This is a genomic window from Providencia sp. 2023EL-00965 (assembly GCF_033550225.1).
In the GTDB taxonomy this organism is placed as follows: Bacteria; Pseudomonadota; Gammaproteobacteria; order Enterobacterales; family Enterobacteriaceae; genus Providencia; species Providencia manganoxydans.
On the sequence record NZ_JAWUEH010000018.1, the window covers coordinates 44,477 to 60,154 of the forward strand.

Below are 15,678 nucleotides of genomic sequence, written 5' to 3' on the forward strand. Positions count from 1 at the left end.
TACTCGGTGCCGGGTGTAATACTGCCTCTAAATTTGGACATAGTGCCCCCTGTGCTTGTATTACTGACAGGTTAACCCTGAGGCACTGACTGACGAAATTAAAAGGGCAGCAGAATGAGGGGGTTTTAAGACAAAAAAAGAGCCTTTTATTGAGGCTCTCTTTTGTGAAAATGGTGCAGCGCTTAGCGCTAATCCGGTAACGCGAGCAGGTGATAAAACGGCTTTTGCGCCAATTCCGTATTGGATAGGCCCCAACAGCAAGAAGCCAGCAGCGACTCCACTTTGTCCACCCTCCCTGTTAACACCACTTCGACTGGGTCGGTTTGTGTGCCGTCGTTATTGAAACCGGAGTCTAATGAGGCTTTTCTGATCCGTAGGTAGTCCGTATTTGCATTTAATCGTGCCGCGTCCATCTTCAGCCATTCCACTTCCGTTAACAGTGAGTACGGCCAGCCCATTTGAGACAGGGTACCCAAGATCGTTGTCAGCCGATACAAGTCGTTTTGAGTGGTCAGCTTGCCAGTCCCGCTGTCGTACAAGTATTGAAGCTTTTCCTTCAGCTTGGCATTGGTGGGGTGATTCTCACCTTGGCTGATAAGCCAGCGCAAGTCAGGGGCAACGTCCTTGTGAAAACGCTTTTGACGCATTGCCTGCTTCAACCATTCGAAGAGAAAAAGGTGCTCTTGTATATTTCCGTTAGCACGGCCATCTCTTTTGGCAATACCCAATGCGGTAAGCGCACACCAGGCAAGGTGCGCGCTCATTTGGTTTAAGGTCGTCTTTGTTTGGTTCATAACGTCAAGTATTGCCTATATTTCTCTTTTGTTTACAGCGCTATTTTACCCGAAATCTCACTGATATTCATGACACAGTTGCCCTGGGGCTGAGTTAAGACGTTAGTCAAATGCGAAGTCTTTAAAAGCACACTGACTACGTTAGCACCTTTTTCGCAATGTTAGTGGTCTGGGTGTTCTAACGAAGGTGTATCCTGAGTCAGACCCGTTTTTGCAATACTGTCAGTCAGCGAATTAATATTTTTTTCCATCTTAAGGCGAGCATCGTGATTGTCTTTTTCTTTTTTTGCCCGGAAAAGCATGGCATCCACGGCTCGGGTATGCACCGCGCTCATCGGCACGCCGGACATGACAACTGCATTGAGATAGTCAATGGCGGGACGCTCGTCCTCTGGCCCATAGCCCAATTTGTCGTAGGCATCCTTAGACACCGTATAAAGCAATTCAATTTCACTGACTGTTAACAGAGCCTTGAACTTAGGCAAAGCCCCATAGAAGAACAGACGAGTTAAGACCAGGATGCTACCACAACCCAGCGCGTAGTACCCCGCCAGATCCATTACACGGTGAAATTCTGAGTCACCGAAACCGACCAGATGGGTACATAAATAAGTAAAGCCATACAAGACCACAAAAAATAACATTGGCGTCAGCACAGCCGACAAGAGGATATTTTCAATAAACACAGTGACCTTCAGCATACGGCTATTACTCTGCCGTTGCAGGTACAGTTGAATGTCTGTCTTATCCATATTCATCATGCTCTCTTTGAGCGCTCAAACCGTTCGTGTTAGACGGTCTGAGCGTTACGATATTTAGGGGCGGCTATACGACCGTTTTGTTTTTTCAATGGCAGATTCGAATGTCTGGCTCAAGGCGTTCAGCTTGGAATCACGTTCATCCGCCTCGACCAATGCGTTAATTTTTCGCCGGTGGCGATAATTCATTGGGATCCCTTCCCTGATCAGAGTGTCGAGGTAATCAATACCCGACTTTTGTATTGACTCTGAACACCCCATTTCTTGGTATACGCTGAACGTTTTGGAACAAAGCGCCTCGATTTCACTTACTTCCAGCAGCGGGCACAGGCGTGGAAACACACACGAATAGTACAAATGCACAAAGGCCAGCAAGCAGACACAGCCCCCGGTAAAGAAGCACAACGGGATGAATAAGAGCTCATCCACAATTTTCGGCATGATGATCAGGTGAGCGATAGAAAACAGCAACGCCATGATAAGGAAGGAGATAAGCGGTGGTGTGAGGATGCAGTCCATCAGACGTGTGAACTTCAACAACCCACAGGAGCTTTGACGTTGTAGGTACAATTTGATGTCAATTTGTTCAGTTTTCATGTTGTCCTCTTCGGTTAACGGTCGTTTGCTTTTTTCTGTACATCTTCACATTTGGGCGAAACCCCGTGCGAGCCCTGCTCTTGCGCACTCAGGATCCACCAGCCATTTTCGACTTTATGCCTTGGGCTCAACCCGTCATCATCCGCCCAACGCATTGCTACCACGAAGTTATAATTGTTAAGCCAGCGGACAGCTGTTTGACAGTACAAGGCATTTTGCAGCATTGCTTTAATGCGATTGCTGATTTTTTTTGCCTCAGCGGGACTGCTCGTTGGGTTGACGTTGAAAATCAGCGCCGGATCTGCCTGCATCATGCTCCAGGTGATAATGTCTGCTTCAGAGACTCGTGCATGGCACTGCAAAAACTCGTTATTTCGGATGGCAATACGCGACACCGCACTTGGCCGAACAGCATTGCTTTCCAAAAGTGTCGGTAATTTATCTCGGTACTGCATCTGGTCAATTTGCTTCGACTGTAATGCCGAATCTGGTTTTTCCAGTGTATGCGACCCGTGACCCGCGATTAAATATCCGGCATGGTGATTGTGCAGCGCCTTGTAAATCCACATCGGGAACCGGTGTTCAGCCGTCATGCTGGTGGCAACAATCAATGCCTGATCGTAATCAGGGAAAAACACTTTTTTATGCGACCCGAATTGAATGGTTTTTGCGCCCATCAATAGTGGTGAGCCTACAGAACGATGATAAGGTGCGGCCAAGGTAGGTCCTCCGATACAACGTTGAAAGTTAGAAGGTACACATCGAGACGTAGCCCGACTTCTCCGATACGTCTTCCGGCTTTTTATCCAACTTGACTTGGCGATCTTCGTCGCGCATTAAATCGTACCGCAACACCTTGGTGCCCAGAGATTTTGACATGTCTCGGCAATGGATAAGGATGTGAACACGATTGGGTGGCAGGTGCGGGAACCGCTGCAAAAGGATTTTTGTGAACACGACAAACGACGTTTCATTGGTGTCAAATCCATATAGGTCTTCCAGGATGAAGTAAGTGTGATTTTTATTTCCCAACTTCCCCGGCTCAGGGCACAGCTTGACGCGAAAATGAATGGCCTCGCAGGACCATTCACGGTGCGGCAGCGCCATGAGTACGAAGTCTTTTAGTAAAGTGGACATAGAACCTCTCTGGTTGTGTTAGTTGCGCCCTTGGGCGATAAAAAAATTTTACGGGCAGTGATCCCGGTGACGAAATAAATCAGATCTGTTACAGGCAAGAGTTGCTTTTCACACAGAGGCGTACATACGCCGCTTCGACTTTCTGATGGATTGACGTAATGTCGTTGTGAATGTTGCTAAGTTCGATCCGCCTGGCATGGTAGGCGTTGGATAGTTCTATGCAGCGAAAACGTTGAGCCGCGATGTACTCGGCATGACTGGGGTTTTCCTGCATCGCAACGCCCCACTGCTTAGCAGCACGTAAGTACAAGTGTTTTGCCTCAAGCTCAAGTGCGATTTTGACTGCATCCACCTCGGGCAAATACTGTTTACCCAGGCGGTCAACGATATTCGATAAAACCTTCCTGCGTGCCATCAGACCAACTCCTACGGATAGTTGAAATATTGTACGGAATTGAGAGGATGGTACGATCGGTTGGGAAGTTGACGAAGAGAAAAGCAGGACAAAACGAGCGCCTTTTATTGCGTCTCGTTTTACGACGTCGCTAGCTTGGATATTAAAAACTTAAGGGGCAATTCAAAAGATTCTTTGTAGAATCTAAATTGTACTAGCACTGACTTGTGCTCGATGCTACGGCAAATCACAAATCAATTTTAAATATTGGCCTGTACTAAATATTCATATAAAGCGTTCTATGCCCCGGATTTATCTAGCACCACAACAGCTGGATTACTCTTTATATTTTTAATAATGATTCTGCCGTTGTTATACACTATAGTACGATGAGTTTTTGTTAGAGAGTCATCCCAATAACAAGGGTCGGAATCAAGATCTTTCCAATCATTTGGATTGTTTTCTTGTGGACGAAAAACCCCCATGCGAGTAGTGAAATCATTTTTAGGAAGACCATAAAAATCTTCAACCTCTGCCATTATACGAACCAGCAGAGAGAGCGCCTCTTTACGATCAGCAACAGGGGGGTGAGCTAGAAGTTTTTCGAAAAACAAATTAAGACGAACAGCTCTTGGGGGAAACGCCATAAAACAACCTCCAAAGTAATTAGTGATAATTGAATACCCATTGGATAAGAATCAAATCCCATATATTACACATTTATAACATGTTTTCATGTGGGGAAAATTATTTTGTGTCATTTAGCTATCTATTTCTCTATGTTATCCCACTCCTTTTCTCATTGATAATTTTGTAAACGGTTGAACGCGCAATCTGCATTTCTTTGGCAATGACAGTACCGCCTAACCCGCTTGCCTTCAGTTCTAAAACTCGTTCACGGTCAACCGACCGTTTGCGTCCAAATTTAACACCTTTGAGTAATGCTTCTTGCCGCCCCTCGTTTGTTCGTTCAAGGATTCGTTGTCTTTCCGCTTCAGCAACTGCTGATAAAATGGTGACCACCATCTTTCCCATTGAACCTTCCGTGCTTATGCCATCATCCAAAAATCGAACAGCGACACCCATTGAGTCAAATTCTTTTATTAGTTGGATCATGTCTGCGGTGTCTCGGCCGAGCCGGTCTAACTTTTTCACTAGGATAATATCACCCATCTCAACTTTAACTTTGAGTAACTGTAATCCTTCGCGATTAATATGGCTTCCCGATTCTTTATCGGTAAATAAACGGTGCTTTGCAACCCCAGCATCAATTAACGCTTTTTTCTGAATGTCAAGCGATTGTTGGCTGGTGGATACCCTAGCGTAACCAAAAAGACGCAAAATGTGTCTCCTAATTCATTATCGGACATATAGTGTCTATTAATTAAAATAATCGACTTAATAGACACTATTTTATTATTAATTTCAAGTGTCCGAAATATTATAACATATCGGACATTAATTAAATTGACAATATACCTTCCAGGTTATATCATTCATTATAACTCGGAGGTTATATATATTTATGTGGGAAATATTAACGAGAGATCTCTTTGATTCTTGGTTCGAAGAGCAAAATGAGGAAACTCAGATTGAAGTGTTGGCAGTGTTAATGATTTTACGTGAGGATGGCCCCAATCTTGGACGCCCTCAAGTTGACACCCTGAAGGGCTCACAGTTTCCCAACATGAAGGAACTGCGAATTCAGGTTGGTGGTCATCCGATTAGAGCGTGTTTCGCATTTGACCCAATTCGTCGTGGCATTGTGTTATGTGCCGGTGATAAGAAAGGAAAAGATGAAACCCGTTTCTACAAGAAATTAATCAAGATGGCCGATGCGGAATATGCAGCGCACTTATTAGAGCAGGAGAAATAACATGTCCACTTTAAATGAACTACTTGCAAAACAATCCCCCGAAACGCTGGCAAAAATTGAAGACCGAGCAGAAGAAATCCGGCGTGAAATCACACTAGCTAAAATTCGTGAGGAACTGAAACTTTCTCAAACTGAGCTAGCTCAATCACTGGGCGTTTCGCAACCTTCTATTGCTAAGCTTGAAAATGTTGATAACGATCCGAAGCTTTCAACTCTGAAGCGCTACATTAAAGCTTTAGGCGGTGAACTTTCTATCGATGTAACGTTACCGAATGGTAAGAGAATTGGATTGCATCTTTGAGCATAAAGCCTCTCAAGTTCATTTATAAATAAAAATATCTTTATTAAGCATGTCAAGGAGGAGTACATAAAAAAAATGGTGGCGCTGTTGCAAATTAAGGTGAAATTATGCATGTCAATTCAATAAGGTGAATTTTAGTGATGCAAAATATTGATGAACAAGAAATATTAGAGTTAATGATTGCGAATTATTCAAACTCTAAGTTTTCTCAAATAACTGAGCTGTTAAGGATGTCTAACAAAGGCAATGACTTATTGATGGAGTTTAGTAAATATGAAAACAGATTAAATTATTACCTATCTTTAACTTCTATTTATCACACCATAATTAACATATCTTCGATTTATGCTAGCCTAGCGCTACTTGACAATGATGGCGGAATTAAAAGCCCATCATCTAACCCAAAGGGTGTTTCAAGAATGAAGCTAGAGCCTTTCGTTGGTTTGTTGATTATCCAATTTCAAAAATTAGCAGAAACACATATAAAATATACAAAAGTAGTCAAAGACGAGAAAACAAGAATTTCTAAAGAAGAGAGTGAGTTGAAGATTTTTGAATTTATAAAACGCATAAAATCAATACGTGAATTTCAAAATTTGCGTGACGGCTCATTTGCACATCCATTCGAATTAAGAAATGAAATTAAAGTTTATAAGAACCAGGATATTGCTGAAACTTTTCAAAAAGCTATAACTGAATTCTGCGCCCCTGATATTCAACTAATAAAAGATAAGCTAGTGAATATGGTAAATAAAGAAACTTGTACAGGGGCTACTTATTTTAATAAATTAATGCTTTCTTTGCCAGAGAGCGAAGTTAATGAAAAGGAAGAATACAAAAAGATTATCAAAAGACAAGAGAATACATTTCGTGAATTTACTTCCTCCGTTAATAAGCCTGATTCTTTCAGTAACTTTAATTTATTGTTTCATGGTTTTTTATCATATTATTTTTGTGGATCTAATTTGGTTATAGAAAAAAATGAATTGAAATATAAAACAACAATGAAGGATTGTGTTTTTATTAAGTCATTATATGATTACTCCGAATATGTTAAAGTGAAATATTTAAGAAATATTGTGATCTATCTTTTGAATGAAGACAAATCATTTAACGAGCTACATCAAAAAGCCAGAACGTTAAAAGACAGTATTTGATATAAGTAACTGTTTTTCTATTCATAAACCGCCCCAAGAGGGGCGTGATGTCACTTTTCTCTATAAAAAATAAAATAACATTTTTGAATGCGCATGCTGTTGTTGATGTAACCGCAAAGACCTTCTCTGCCATTAGCGTCACGGCCGATCCACAATCCAGCCAGGCGCTTGTCTGGCTTTTCGGACAGTACATAGACCTTATTGTTGAATCGCTCTACGCTTGCTTTTGGCGTGCCTTCTGGAATGTTAAACTCACCCAGGTGCGCGTAGCTGTTCAGCCGCAGAACCGTAATACTGCCCTTTTCACCAGGCTCGGCTTGCTGCACTGATTCTTTGGTTGCCTGCCCAGCCTTCCCGGCGTAGACCGTGTTTGGGTCAAACTGTGGCGCAGCAAATGCGCTGCCGGTTAAAATGATTAGCGCCCCCACCAGCGCCAGGATTTTAGATTTCATCGGATACCCTCGTTGGATGCGCCCTATACCGCTTTAGGCGCAGATTATCAGCACAATCTCACACCCCCACGGCATGTGAATGGCCCGTATAAAGAGCTCCATAATTCAGGAGAAAAGGCGTTTTTTCAATACGAGCGGAGGGAAAGCGCTACGAATTGAGGACGAAAAAGGCGATCCCTGCACAGGCAATGCAGGTAGTCATCACCAATACCCCGAAATAGCGATAAAGCGATGAGAGGAATATGAAGATAATCAGCCCAATCAGAGTCGCGAGCCAAACACCCGGCGCTATCCCGAAGGCATACCAGGCATCAGCTGGAACCCAATACCTCGGCCAGTAGATAGAGATGAGCGCCTTGCCAAAAAGAATGCATCCAAACAACAGACTGATCAGCAGAGCATAGTGGAAAAATCGAAAGTAGAGCCCACCACTACGCATTCGGCTTTGGCTCGTAGTCACCTGGTTCAGTGGCAATAACTTCACCCAGTTCGGGGCTGTACCGGAGTAATTCGTTTTTATCCAGGTACTCAACGTGGCGTTTTGTTTTGCTGTTCGAGAAGCCGAGCTCATGCGCCAGCATATTGATAGAAGGACCGATGCCGGTGCGCTTCATCATGCTTTTCACCGCTTTGATAATGGCTTTACGATCTTCTGTCAGGTACACCTTATCAGTCAGTTCATCATAGCCCTGCCCTTTAGCAATACGCATCGTTCTGGCCGTGGTTTTCTCTCCATCTATAATGATACGGCCTTGCTCATGCAGCTGCTTCACACGCCGGGCAACCAGCCCCTTTGAATAACCCAGGGCCTTACCGATATCATCGTAAGTTGGTGGAGCGCCCTCTTCTTTGATGCATTTAACCAGGTAGTTAAATAGCGTCTCCAGATGGGCTGAAGGGACTTTAGCTTTCGTCACCAGTGGCTCAGTTTCGTTTGCAGGTAGTTGGTCTGACATGATCTTTGGTCACCTCAAGCAATATTAGGCTGGTTATGGTAATGGGCGGATCCGGGTCACACTGGCGTTAACCTGGCTTACCGGCGTTTTGCCTTGCAGGAGAGTTCTGGTTTCAGACAGTGAGATTAACGCATCCTCCAGCAATTGAATTTCTGCGTCGGAAGAGGCTTCACTAATGGCTGAATTAATCCTTTCGCCGACTGTATCGAGCTCCTGAATCACACTCGAAATGACACCAGTAAGATGAGACATATACCACCTATTCGTTATGTTTACTCTATTGTAAAACAGCGCTCAAATCCAGATGTTTAACGCGCTTTCTCATGCCTGCTCTGAGAGACAATTTCCAGACCCAGACTTGTGACCTCATAATGACAGCTGCCTTTATGCTTCAGGAGTTGCCGGGCCACCAATGCGTCAAGAATGATCCGGCTCCGGCTCAGTGTCTGAACGGTTAGTGGGCAACCCGGCCACCATTCTCCATCCTGCTGGTTAACGATATCGTGCAGCAACGCGTGCTGAAGTTTACCCAGTGGTGACGACATGGTTTTTCCTTTTCAATGCGGCTCGCCGGGCTTTAATGCGGGCGTGCGCTTCGGCTTGGGGATCGGTGCATAATTGAATCGCAAGTAAGAGCTGGTGGCGCTGCTTCCGTTCATCAGCGGTCATAAAATTGAGAGCAGTAAAACCGACGGGCATGGTGCCGTGGATACGGTAGCTCTCATCGAAGCGCGCTTGCGCTGCTGCGCTGAGCGCATTGAAACGAGCAGTGACTTCATCTCGGCCAATGTCATTGAACAGTGCGATAGCGCTCAGTTCGTCTTGGGGCGTGCTGGTCATAACGATTTGCCTGTTTGATTTGTTTACCCCTTCATTGTCACATCAGACCGTCCGGTGACGAAGGGGTTAGGCGAAGTTATTCAGTCCAGTGCGTGAGCTCGTCATCCACGATGTAATCAGCTTCATCCTGCTCAAACTCTTCGGCATCAGAGATGCTTTCTAAAGACGACTCAGCCCAATCACGGCATTGGGCCTTCCGCTCATCCTCACTACCGAACTCCCAGGATACCGAACGGGACAGCCAGGCGTTGTACAGTAATTCAAGGTTGTTTGCTTTAGTGCTCATAAATCTCTCTGATAATAATTAGATCGGTTATGAATGGTTACCTACACAAGTAAAGCATGAGGTGTACGCTCGGCGAAATTCCTGGCAGGAATGGAAATGGGAAGTTGGTGTATTGTAATGATTAGATTATTTATAGTTAGATCAATGTCTGGTATTAATATATTATTTTCGTTAATTAATTATATATCACTACCATATCACACATTGGAGGTGTTATGTCTGGAGTAAGACCCATCATTATGGGTAAGGCAATGGCTTTAAATGGCGACAAAACAACTACCGGTGCAACATGTATTGCAACCATAGAAACTGTAACGTGCTTTAATAAAAAAGCATTAAGAGTGGGTGACCCGACAACAAAATGCCCGAAATGTGGACAGACAGGCACCGTTGTTTCTGGGCAGCAAGGTTTTCTAAATCATGGGAAACTTCAAGCCGTACATGACTCAATTGTACAATGCGGCTGTCCGGCAGGTTCTAACAAGGTTATTGCTCATAGTGTAGCAGCACAAGCCCAGCCAAGTCGTTTTGCAACTCAAGCCCCAGCACCATCAACACCTTCACAGGGAACCAGCTTTGGCAGTCGGATCAACCCCGTAGCGCCAGCACCTTTAAATGGTGAATGCAGGGTTTCAGATAACTTGCTCTATGATGGCGTTTTTGTGTGGACGGAAACATTTGGTTCAGGCCATTCATTTATAACAATCCACAAAAATAATAAAGTCTCATTATATTCATACGGTCGCTACGGAACGCCAGGACCATTAACTTTAACGGGTGATGGAATACTTTTATATATGACCGGTGAGGATGCTCGAAAATACATCAGAGATGAGTTATATATAACGAATGCAAGGGTTTTTAAAATAACAGATGCGGACACAGACAAAACAGAAACTTATTTTAATAACCTTTGGAAATCAGGCAGCATACCTAACCTACCTGAAAAAGCAGGTGAGTTGACTCGTAGAAACGGAAGGTCTATAGATGTTTATGATGTCTCAGGTAATAATTGCACAACTCATACAGTGAAAGGGTTGAAGCAATCTGGCACACGTATATTTGAAGAGAGTTACACTCCAATACGAACGCAGTATCCGGTCGAGCGAGAAGAGGCGTTCACGGTGCCTGTTTCATTCCAGAGTTATTTGAATGGTAAGAAAAATAACTTTAATAAGCTTGATGTAATTGAAGTAACAAATGTCTTTCATGAACAGTACCCAAATATTGACAATCTTACGCCATCAGATAAAGGGACAATGATTCAAATTTTTGAATTTGCCACATCGTCAGCTCAAATTGGTGGAGAAGCAACAAGCTTTGATGGTGGAGAAATGGGTGGAGGGGTATTAGGTAGCACTTATGATAAATAGAACGTTTTTAAGATGGTTTTTGACCATCCTGTTGGTTTTATTATTTTATTTAGGCTTGGCCGTCTTTGATTTCGGGTTTAGTTCAAGCTTTACATACAACTACATGGTGATGGGAGATAATGAACCTATTACCGTTTGGCGTGCTTTCGTGGAGGATTTACGCGCCTACCACCAAAACACGTTGGCTTATGTATATCTGGGCACCCCAGTTTTGCTGGCGCTGTTATTTGTCATTCATAAAAAAATAAGATAGTAACTGTTATGACGAAGTCGGTGAGGGACTCCCCTCACCGGTACCGTTCACCCGCATTGAATCGTTCGATTAACACCGGCAAAGTATCAGTAAGACCATAATTAGCGACCGCTTTATCGCTGGCAGATTGACGCATAACCCCATTTTCAACGACGACAAAAGCCGTAATTCCGCTAAAGATAGTTTTTTCTCCCTCATAAACTTCGACGAACACACCAGGCTCAATGAGTTGTCGTTTAGGTCTGGAAGAAGGCCCGCCATTCGATGCCCGATCACCTTTCTTTGTCTTTGAGCTACCTGGCATGAACTGACCACCTTTATAGTGTTCACCGTTTACACCAACTTCGCCGCCTTTCTTTGCTTGGCCTTTCATGTCGATTAGTAGTCCTATTAATAGGTGGTATTAAAGAAAAGCCGGGTTAACACCCGGCCAGAAAAGTGAGGCCTTGATAGCTTACCCAGCACTGGGGTAAAGACGGTTTGTCTATACTGACTGGCTCACCGCAGTGGGCGACTGAAGAGCCAAGAAAGCCAGCGCCTAGCGCCAATACTAGCAATACCGAAAAAAGTGCTTTTTTATTCATTTCCGGGCTTGGTTAAATAAAACGATGACCGTTGTTATAGCGTGCGATCAGGTCGTCAATTCTACCTGTCAGTCCGCACATCCCAACGGCCACGTCACTGGCATTAATCTGCATAATGCCTTCTTCATCGACAGCGACCACTGCGCGCACTCGATCGAAGATCGATTCTTTTCCTGACTCCACCAGCTCATACCGACCTGGCTCAATCTGAAGTCGCCGTAAATCTCGGCTTTTGCGTTGAAGTGATTGGGTCATGAGTTGTTCCTGTTAGTTGTGGCTCCCATAGTGTGGCACAGCACATTCAGGGAACGAAATGATGTAAGTTTGCGATGCTGATTCAAACATTCAGGCGCATAATCCCCCTCGCAAAATAACAGTTTTCAAAATGATGTCGTGATTTTTAGGCAAAATGGTCACCAGTCAGCGACCGTATTTCACCATCAGTTCGTGATCACAAAAGTAGGCACCCCTGCCCCTATCGTCACGCGCTGCAAGTACGCTTCTATCGCGGGCTTATCCAAGACCCCGGTATGACGTAATTCAGCAGCCATGTCCGTTAATAACGTGACGTTGTCACGCATGAACTGGTTTATGATAGTGATCTGTTCGGCATGAAGGGTATTAAAGGCGGCGATGTTATGTCGCAGAGATTCGTCTTTACCGTCATCGATCAGTAGCACATTGCCAAAGCCGTTCTGAAGGTAACGGTCCGCTTGCTCACCCCATGAACGCATGTCCTCCTGCGACCCTTCGAATTGCTTGCCATAGACGGCCAATTCCGCAGCGGAGCCTCCGAGTGCCAACAACATTCGCCAATAAAGCTGATCGCGTGATGCTCGGCCATCAAGCGCAACGTTGCTTTCCATATAGCCCAGACGTAGTACAGTTCCGCGTGTTTCACGCGTAATGGCAACCCGCATGAATTCCGGATGAGTATTCTGAAGGGCATAGACCAGGGCATGGCCGCATTCATGGATTGCTGTCAGTTTCAGCGAGGCCTCTGATCGGCGAAGGGGGGCAGAAAAACGCCCATATTCGATATGTTGCGTTTGAATTTTTGAATTGCGTATGCATAACCGGTAAACAAAGGTGACAAGATAAAAACTTACCACTGCACTAATCGCCAATTCCGGGTCACGTAGTGCCCCGTCAATAACGCCATTAATCTCACCTTGGACCTGAGCGAAAAAACGGCAGACCAGCTGAAAAACGATCACCAGCAAAACGATATCGTAGACGAGCTTACCGAAGTAGCCGAGATAATCGAAAGTCGTAGTGCGCATAAAAGTGCTGATCACTAACCAGACCACAGCCAGAGGCATCGCCAGACCTAATAGGTTAACGATTATTTTTGTTGCTCCTGTCGCAGTATCGGGTGCAGGCCATCCCCAGAGGGACCAGAGGAGGAGCCCGGCCAATGCGATGAAGGAAAGGTGCTCACGAACAAAGGCGGTTGCACGAACCCATAGCGGGATCTGAGGCTTAAGCATGATTTTCCTCCCAGAGATGGATGGGGCCATTGGTTTGACGATGCTGTAGCGGTCGGGTCAATACCGCAGGGTTTGTCTCGTTGAAATACCGGCCAATTTCAATATCCGCTTTCACGGCACGAATGATGATACCGGCTAAGTGCAACGCCTCGGGCAGATCATAAACCGTCGGTTCGTCAATGGGGTCACCGCATTGCTCTTGTCCTGCCGTGATGCACAAAGGAATGACCAGGTCGCTTTCTTTCGAGTGAAAATCGCAGCTGAGCATGTGGCTATCATCATGACGGTAAGGCCAAACATGCGCGGTGAGCGCCTGACCTTTGGCCTGTTCACGGACATAGGCCACTATCTTTCCTGCAATGCCATGAAGCCCTGTATCGGTGAAGGTAAACCCAGAGGGAACGAGTTGACTCTTTTTGGGGGATTCCAGCGCGTCACGGGCATCGCTTTCGAGTTGGTATTGATCCAGCATCTCGGCAATGGCTTCGAAATTTAGCACATCGCTTAGTGCCTTGTTCAGATCGCCATTATGGGCTTGACTGGCTTTCAGGTGCTCTTCGGCCACCTTCACAAGCATATCAGCGGCCTGATCAAACAACCTCGCAGCCTGACGCATCAAGGACTCCGTTGCGGTTGACTCGGCTTTTGGCAATAAACCTGCCTGATAAAGGGTGTTTTTGAGATGATTGATTGCGTTTTCGTAGTTCATGGAGCTATGCCTATCGGTGGTATGAAGTTCCTCATGGTAGTGGCCGCACTGGGTATAGCGAATATTTAAGGTCCTCGTTTTGATGCCCTTTTCTGTACTCCGGTTTTCACGTCAATGTTATGGTTTTCAAAATTCATAATGAGGACTGCTTTGATGAAGAAAACAATGCTGGTTTTGCTGGTTGGCTTAGCTAATTCAACGATGGCACAAGCCAGTTTCACGATCCTTGAGGATGCCGACACGCAAGCCTATGAATCACCCAATTATGATGGCGGCCTCTATGGATCCAACGTACAGGATAATCTTCCGAAGCCGCCTGCCACTGAAGAAAAGCCAGAACCGGAACCGATCCACTCTGTTGATGTTGGTCAATTTAGCGTCGCGGGCATCCGCCTGGGAATGGATTTGAATGACGCGCTTGAAGCTGCGAATAAACACGCAGAGCAACGAAACATCAATGGTGTACGAACGCAAAGCCGTGATGGCAAAGTTACGGGAATGGCCTGGGCAAACAGTAATGAAGAGGTCATTGTGCAGCTGATTGATGACACTGAAGCAGCGCCAGATAAAAGCCTTGTAAAGGCTATTCGGTACACCTTCAATAACCCTGACAGTCTGGTCGCTGGCGCGATCGAAAAATACGGTGACCCCAGCACTAAATCTAATGGTAAGTTTATCTGGTGCGCCGCGAAAAGTGATGTGAAGAGTGAGTGCGATATGCGCGCCGCATGGATGCAGATTGATACCTACACGGTCAGCAGCATTGGCATTTTAGATGCAGTGGATCCAACTCTGATAAAACGCCTTAAGCAATTGCCCGTTGAAAAAGATGGCGATACAGCCGCAGAAGAGAAAGACGCTCAAGCATCGGTTTCACCTGGCCTATAAGAAAACAACCAGCCAAACGGCTGGTTGAATAACGTATTAAATACAAGAACCACCGGACGTATCGATGACCTGCCCTGTAATCCAACGACTTCGTTCTGAAGCCAAAAATGACACAACCTCGGCAATGTCGTTAGGTTTACCCACGCGTGAAAATACCGAGAATTCAGACGCCATCTTTTGAGCCTGTGCTTCGTGTAGCCAACCGCTGTTCATGTCAGTATCAACAACGCCAGGGGCAACAGCATTCACCGTAATACCACGAGAGCCCAATTCGCGTGCCAGCGATAACGTGAGCGTATTTATCGCACCCTTAGATGCCGCATAAATAGCTCGTTGGGGATCGGCAACTCGGGTTAAAACCGTCGATACGTTGATGATGCGCCCTGCTACATTAATGTGTGGTATCGCTGCTTTTAGTAAGAAAAACGGCGCTTCAACGTTGATAGACATGACTGTATTATAAATAGCAGGCTCAGTTTCAGTAATTGAAGCAGAAGGCGCGACACCGGCACAGTTAACCAGAATATCAATCCCTTGATAACCTTTTTCCTGAATGCGCTGGAAGAATTTCTGCCAAAGCTGGGATGCTTCCTGCCCTGCATGACTTGCAAAGTCCGCAGTAAAGACATCGGCATCGGCACCCAGCTGGTGGACCTCGTGAATGACAGATTTTGCCGCCTCCTGGTCTTTACCGCAATGGATCCCTACGTAGGACACGCCCATTTTAGCTAACGTCAGCACTATCTCACGCCCTATCCCCCTTGAGCCTCCCGTCACTAAAGCTACTTTCCCAGATAAATCAGTTTCGACGTTGTGCGTTACCATTCAAAAAT

Annotated in this window: 24 protein-coding genes; 6 read left to right on the plus strand and 18 right to left on the minus strand. The window is 45.3% G+C overall.

Annotated features, from left to right (window positions below; genetic code table 11):
• Positions 1–188 precede the first annotated feature (188 nt).
• The 8 genes from SC428_RS19050 to SC428_RS19085 all read right to left on the minus strand — a co-directional run bounded on the left by SC428_RS19050 (position 189) and on the right by SC428_RS19085 (position 5,021).
• Positions 189–794 carry a DUF2913 family protein gene (locus SC428_RS19050; protein WP_042847377.1) on the minus strand — a complete coding sequence of 202 codons (606 nt, stop codon included), beginning with the start codon at positions 792–794 and terminating at the stop codon, positions 189–191.
• A 161-nt stretch (positions 795–955) separates the two neighbouring features.
• Positions 956–1,546 carry a hypothetical protein gene (locus tag SC428_RS19055; protein ID WP_166268309.1) on the minus strand — a complete coding sequence of 197 codons (591 nt, stop codon included), beginning with the start codon at positions 1,544–1,546 and terminating at the stop codon, positions 956–958.
• Between the two features lie 63 nt (positions 1,547–1,609).
• The gene (locus SC428_RS19060) at positions 1,610–2,149 is read right to left on the minus strand and encodes a hypothetical protein (protein WP_042847383.1); all 540 of its coding nucleotides are present in this window, start codon (positions 2,147–2,149) and stop codon (positions 1,610–1,612) included.
• Positions 2,150–2,163: 14 nt separating this feature from the next.
• Positions 2,164–2,868 carry a hypothetical protein gene (locus SC428_RS19065; RefSeq protein WP_042847384.1) on the minus strand — a complete coding sequence of 235 codons (705 nt, stop codon included), beginning with the start codon at positions 2,866–2,868 and terminating at the stop codon, positions 2,164–2,166.
• Positions 2,869–2,896: 28 nt separating this feature from the next.
• The gene (locus SC428_RS19070; protein WP_042847385.1) at positions 2,897–3,286 is read right to left on the minus strand and encodes a hypothetical protein; all 390 of its coding nucleotides are present in this window, start codon (positions 3,284–3,286) and stop codon (positions 2,897–2,899) included.
• A gap of 88 nt (positions 3,287–3,374) precedes the next feature.
• Complete coding sequence (locus tag SC428_RS19075; protein ID WP_042847386.1) at positions 3,375–3,701, minus strand: PerC family transcriptional regulator; 327 nt, start codon at positions 3,699–3,701, stop codon at positions 3,375–3,377.
• Positions 3,702–3,979: 278 nt separating this feature from the next.
• The gene (locus tag SC428_RS19080) at positions 3,980–4,327 is read right to left on the minus strand and encodes a hypothetical protein (protein WP_042847387.1); all 348 of its coding nucleotides are present in this window, start codon (positions 4,325–4,327) and stop codon (positions 3,980–3,982) included.
• Positions 4,328–4,457: 130 nt separating this feature from the next.
• Complete coding sequence (locus SC428_RS19085; RefSeq protein ID WP_042847388.1) at positions 4,458–5,021, minus strand: recombinase family protein; 564 nt, start codon at positions 5,019–5,021, stop codon at positions 4,458–4,460.
• 184 nt (positions 5,022–5,205) lie between these two features.
• On the opposite strand from SC428_RS19085, the gene SC428_RS19090 reads away from it, so the two are divergent.
• From SC428_RS19090 to SC428_RS19100, 3 genes are all read left to right on the plus strand, one after another.
• A complete protein-coding gene (locus SC428_RS19090) occupies positions 5,206–5,556 on the plus strand; it encodes a type II toxin-antitoxin system RelE/ParE family toxin (RefSeq protein WP_042847389.1) in 351 nt (116 codons plus the stop codon).
• A gap of 1 nt (position 5,557) precedes the next feature.
• The gene (locus tag SC428_RS19095) at positions 5,558–5,857 is read left to right on the plus strand and encodes a helix-turn-helix domain-containing protein (protein ID WP_042847390.1); all 300 of its coding nucleotides are present in this window, start codon (positions 5,558–5,560) and stop codon (positions 5,855–5,857) included.
• 140 nt (positions 5,858–5,997) lie between these two features.
• Positions 5,998–7,014: a hypothetical protein gene (locus tag SC428_RS19100; RefSeq protein WP_042847391.1), complete on the plus strand. Its 1,017-nt coding sequence runs from the start codon at positions 5,998–6,000 to the stop codon at positions 7,012–7,014.
• 50 nt (positions 7,015–7,064) lie between these two features.
• On the opposite strand, the gene SC428_RS19105 is transcribed toward SC428_RS19100, so the two are convergent.
• The 5 genes from SC428_RS19105 to SC428_RS19125 all read right to left on the minus strand — a co-directional run bounded on the left by SC428_RS19105 (position 7,065) and on the right by SC428_RS19125 (position 9,548).
• Complete coding sequence (locus tag SC428_RS19105) at positions 7,065–7,466, minus strand: hypothetical protein (RefSeq protein WP_042847392.1); 402 nt, start codon at positions 7,464–7,466, stop codon at positions 7,065–7,067.
• Positions 7,467–7,897: 431 nt separating this feature from the next.
• Positions 7,898–8,422, minus strand: a complete 525-nt coding sequence (locus tag SC428_RS19110) for a hypothetical protein (protein WP_052219403.1) — start codon at positions 8,420–8,422, stop codon at positions 7,898–7,900.
• A gap of 33 nt (positions 8,423–8,455) precedes the next feature.
• Positions 8,456–8,674, minus strand: coding sequence for a hypothetical protein (locus tag SC428_RS19115; protein WP_042847394.1), 219 nt, complete (start codon positions 8,672–8,674; stop codon positions 8,456–8,458).
• Positions 8,675–8,947: 273 nt separating this feature from the next.
• Positions 8,948–9,262 carry a hypothetical protein gene (locus SC428_RS19120; RefSeq protein WP_042847396.1) on the minus strand — a complete coding sequence of 105 codons (315 nt, stop codon included), beginning with the start codon at positions 9,260–9,262 and terminating at the stop codon, positions 8,948–8,950.
• 76 nt (positions 9,263–9,338) lie between these two features.
• Positions 9,339–9,548 carry a hypothetical protein gene (locus SC428_RS19125; protein WP_042847397.1) on the minus strand — a complete coding sequence of 70 codons (210 nt, stop codon included), beginning with the start codon at positions 9,546–9,548 and terminating at the stop codon, positions 9,339–9,341.
• 215 nt (positions 9,549–9,763) lie between these two features.
• Here SC428_RS19125 and SC428_RS19130 point away from each other — a divergent pair, with 215 nt between their 5' ends.
• Positions 9,764–10,921: a PAAR domain-containing protein gene (locus SC428_RS19130; protein WP_094962948.1), complete on the plus strand. Its 1,158-nt coding sequence runs from the start codon at positions 9,764–9,766 to the stop codon at positions 10,919–10,921.
• A complete protein-coding gene (locus tag SC428_RS19135; protein WP_042847398.1) occupies positions 10,911–11,174 on the plus strand; it encodes a hypothetical protein in 264 nt (87 codons plus the stop codon). The genes SC428_RS19130 and SC428_RS19135 overlap by 11 nt, the downstream gene beginning before the upstream one ends.
• Before the next feature lie 34 nt (positions 11,175–11,208).
• Here SC428_RS19135 and SC428_RS19140 read toward each other — a convergent pair whose 3' ends face one another.
• The 4 genes from SC428_RS19140 to SC428_RS19155 all read right to left on the minus strand — a co-directional run bounded on the left by SC428_RS19140 (position 11,209) and on the right by SC428_RS19155 (position 13,957).
• Positions 11,209–11,478, minus strand: a complete 270-nt coding sequence (locus SC428_RS19140; protein WP_226617277.1) for a hypothetical protein — start codon at positions 11,476–11,478, stop codon at positions 11,209–11,211.
• 292 nt (positions 11,479–11,770) lie between these two features.
• Positions 11,771–12,013 carry a hypothetical protein gene (locus SC428_RS19145; protein WP_042847400.1) on the minus strand — a complete coding sequence of 81 codons (243 nt, stop codon included), beginning with the start codon at positions 12,011–12,013 and terminating at the stop codon, positions 11,771–11,773.
• Between the two features lie 185 nt (positions 12,014–12,198).
• Entirely contained in the window at positions 12,199–13,248 is a 1,050-nt protein-coding gene (locus SC428_RS19150; RefSeq protein WP_042847402.1) for a hypothetical protein, read from the minus strand.
• Positions 13,241–13,957: a hypothetical protein gene (locus SC428_RS19155; protein WP_094962950.1), complete on the minus strand. Its 717-nt coding sequence runs from the start codon at positions 13,955–13,957 to the stop codon at positions 13,241–13,243. Before SC428_RS19155 ends, SC428_RS19150 begins: the two co-directional genes overlap by 8 nt.
• Before the next feature lie 153 nt (positions 13,958–14,110).
• Here SC428_RS19155 and SC428_RS19160 point away from each other — a divergent pair, with 153 nt between their 5' ends.
• Complete coding sequence (locus SC428_RS19160) at positions 14,111–14,845, plus strand: hypothetical protein (protein WP_042849100.1); 735 nt, start codon at positions 14,111–14,113, stop codon at positions 14,843–14,845.
• 36 nt (positions 14,846–14,881) lie between these two features.
• Here the strand turns inward: SC428_RS19160 and SC428_RS19165 are convergent, their stop codons facing one another.
• Positions 14,882–15,670 (minus strand): SDR family NAD(P)-dependent oxidoreductase, encoded by a 789-nt coding sequence (locus tag SC428_RS19165; protein WP_042849101.1) that lies wholly within the window; start codon positions 15,668–15,670, stop codon positions 14,882–14,884.
• Positions 15,671–15,678: the final 8 nt, after the last annotated feature.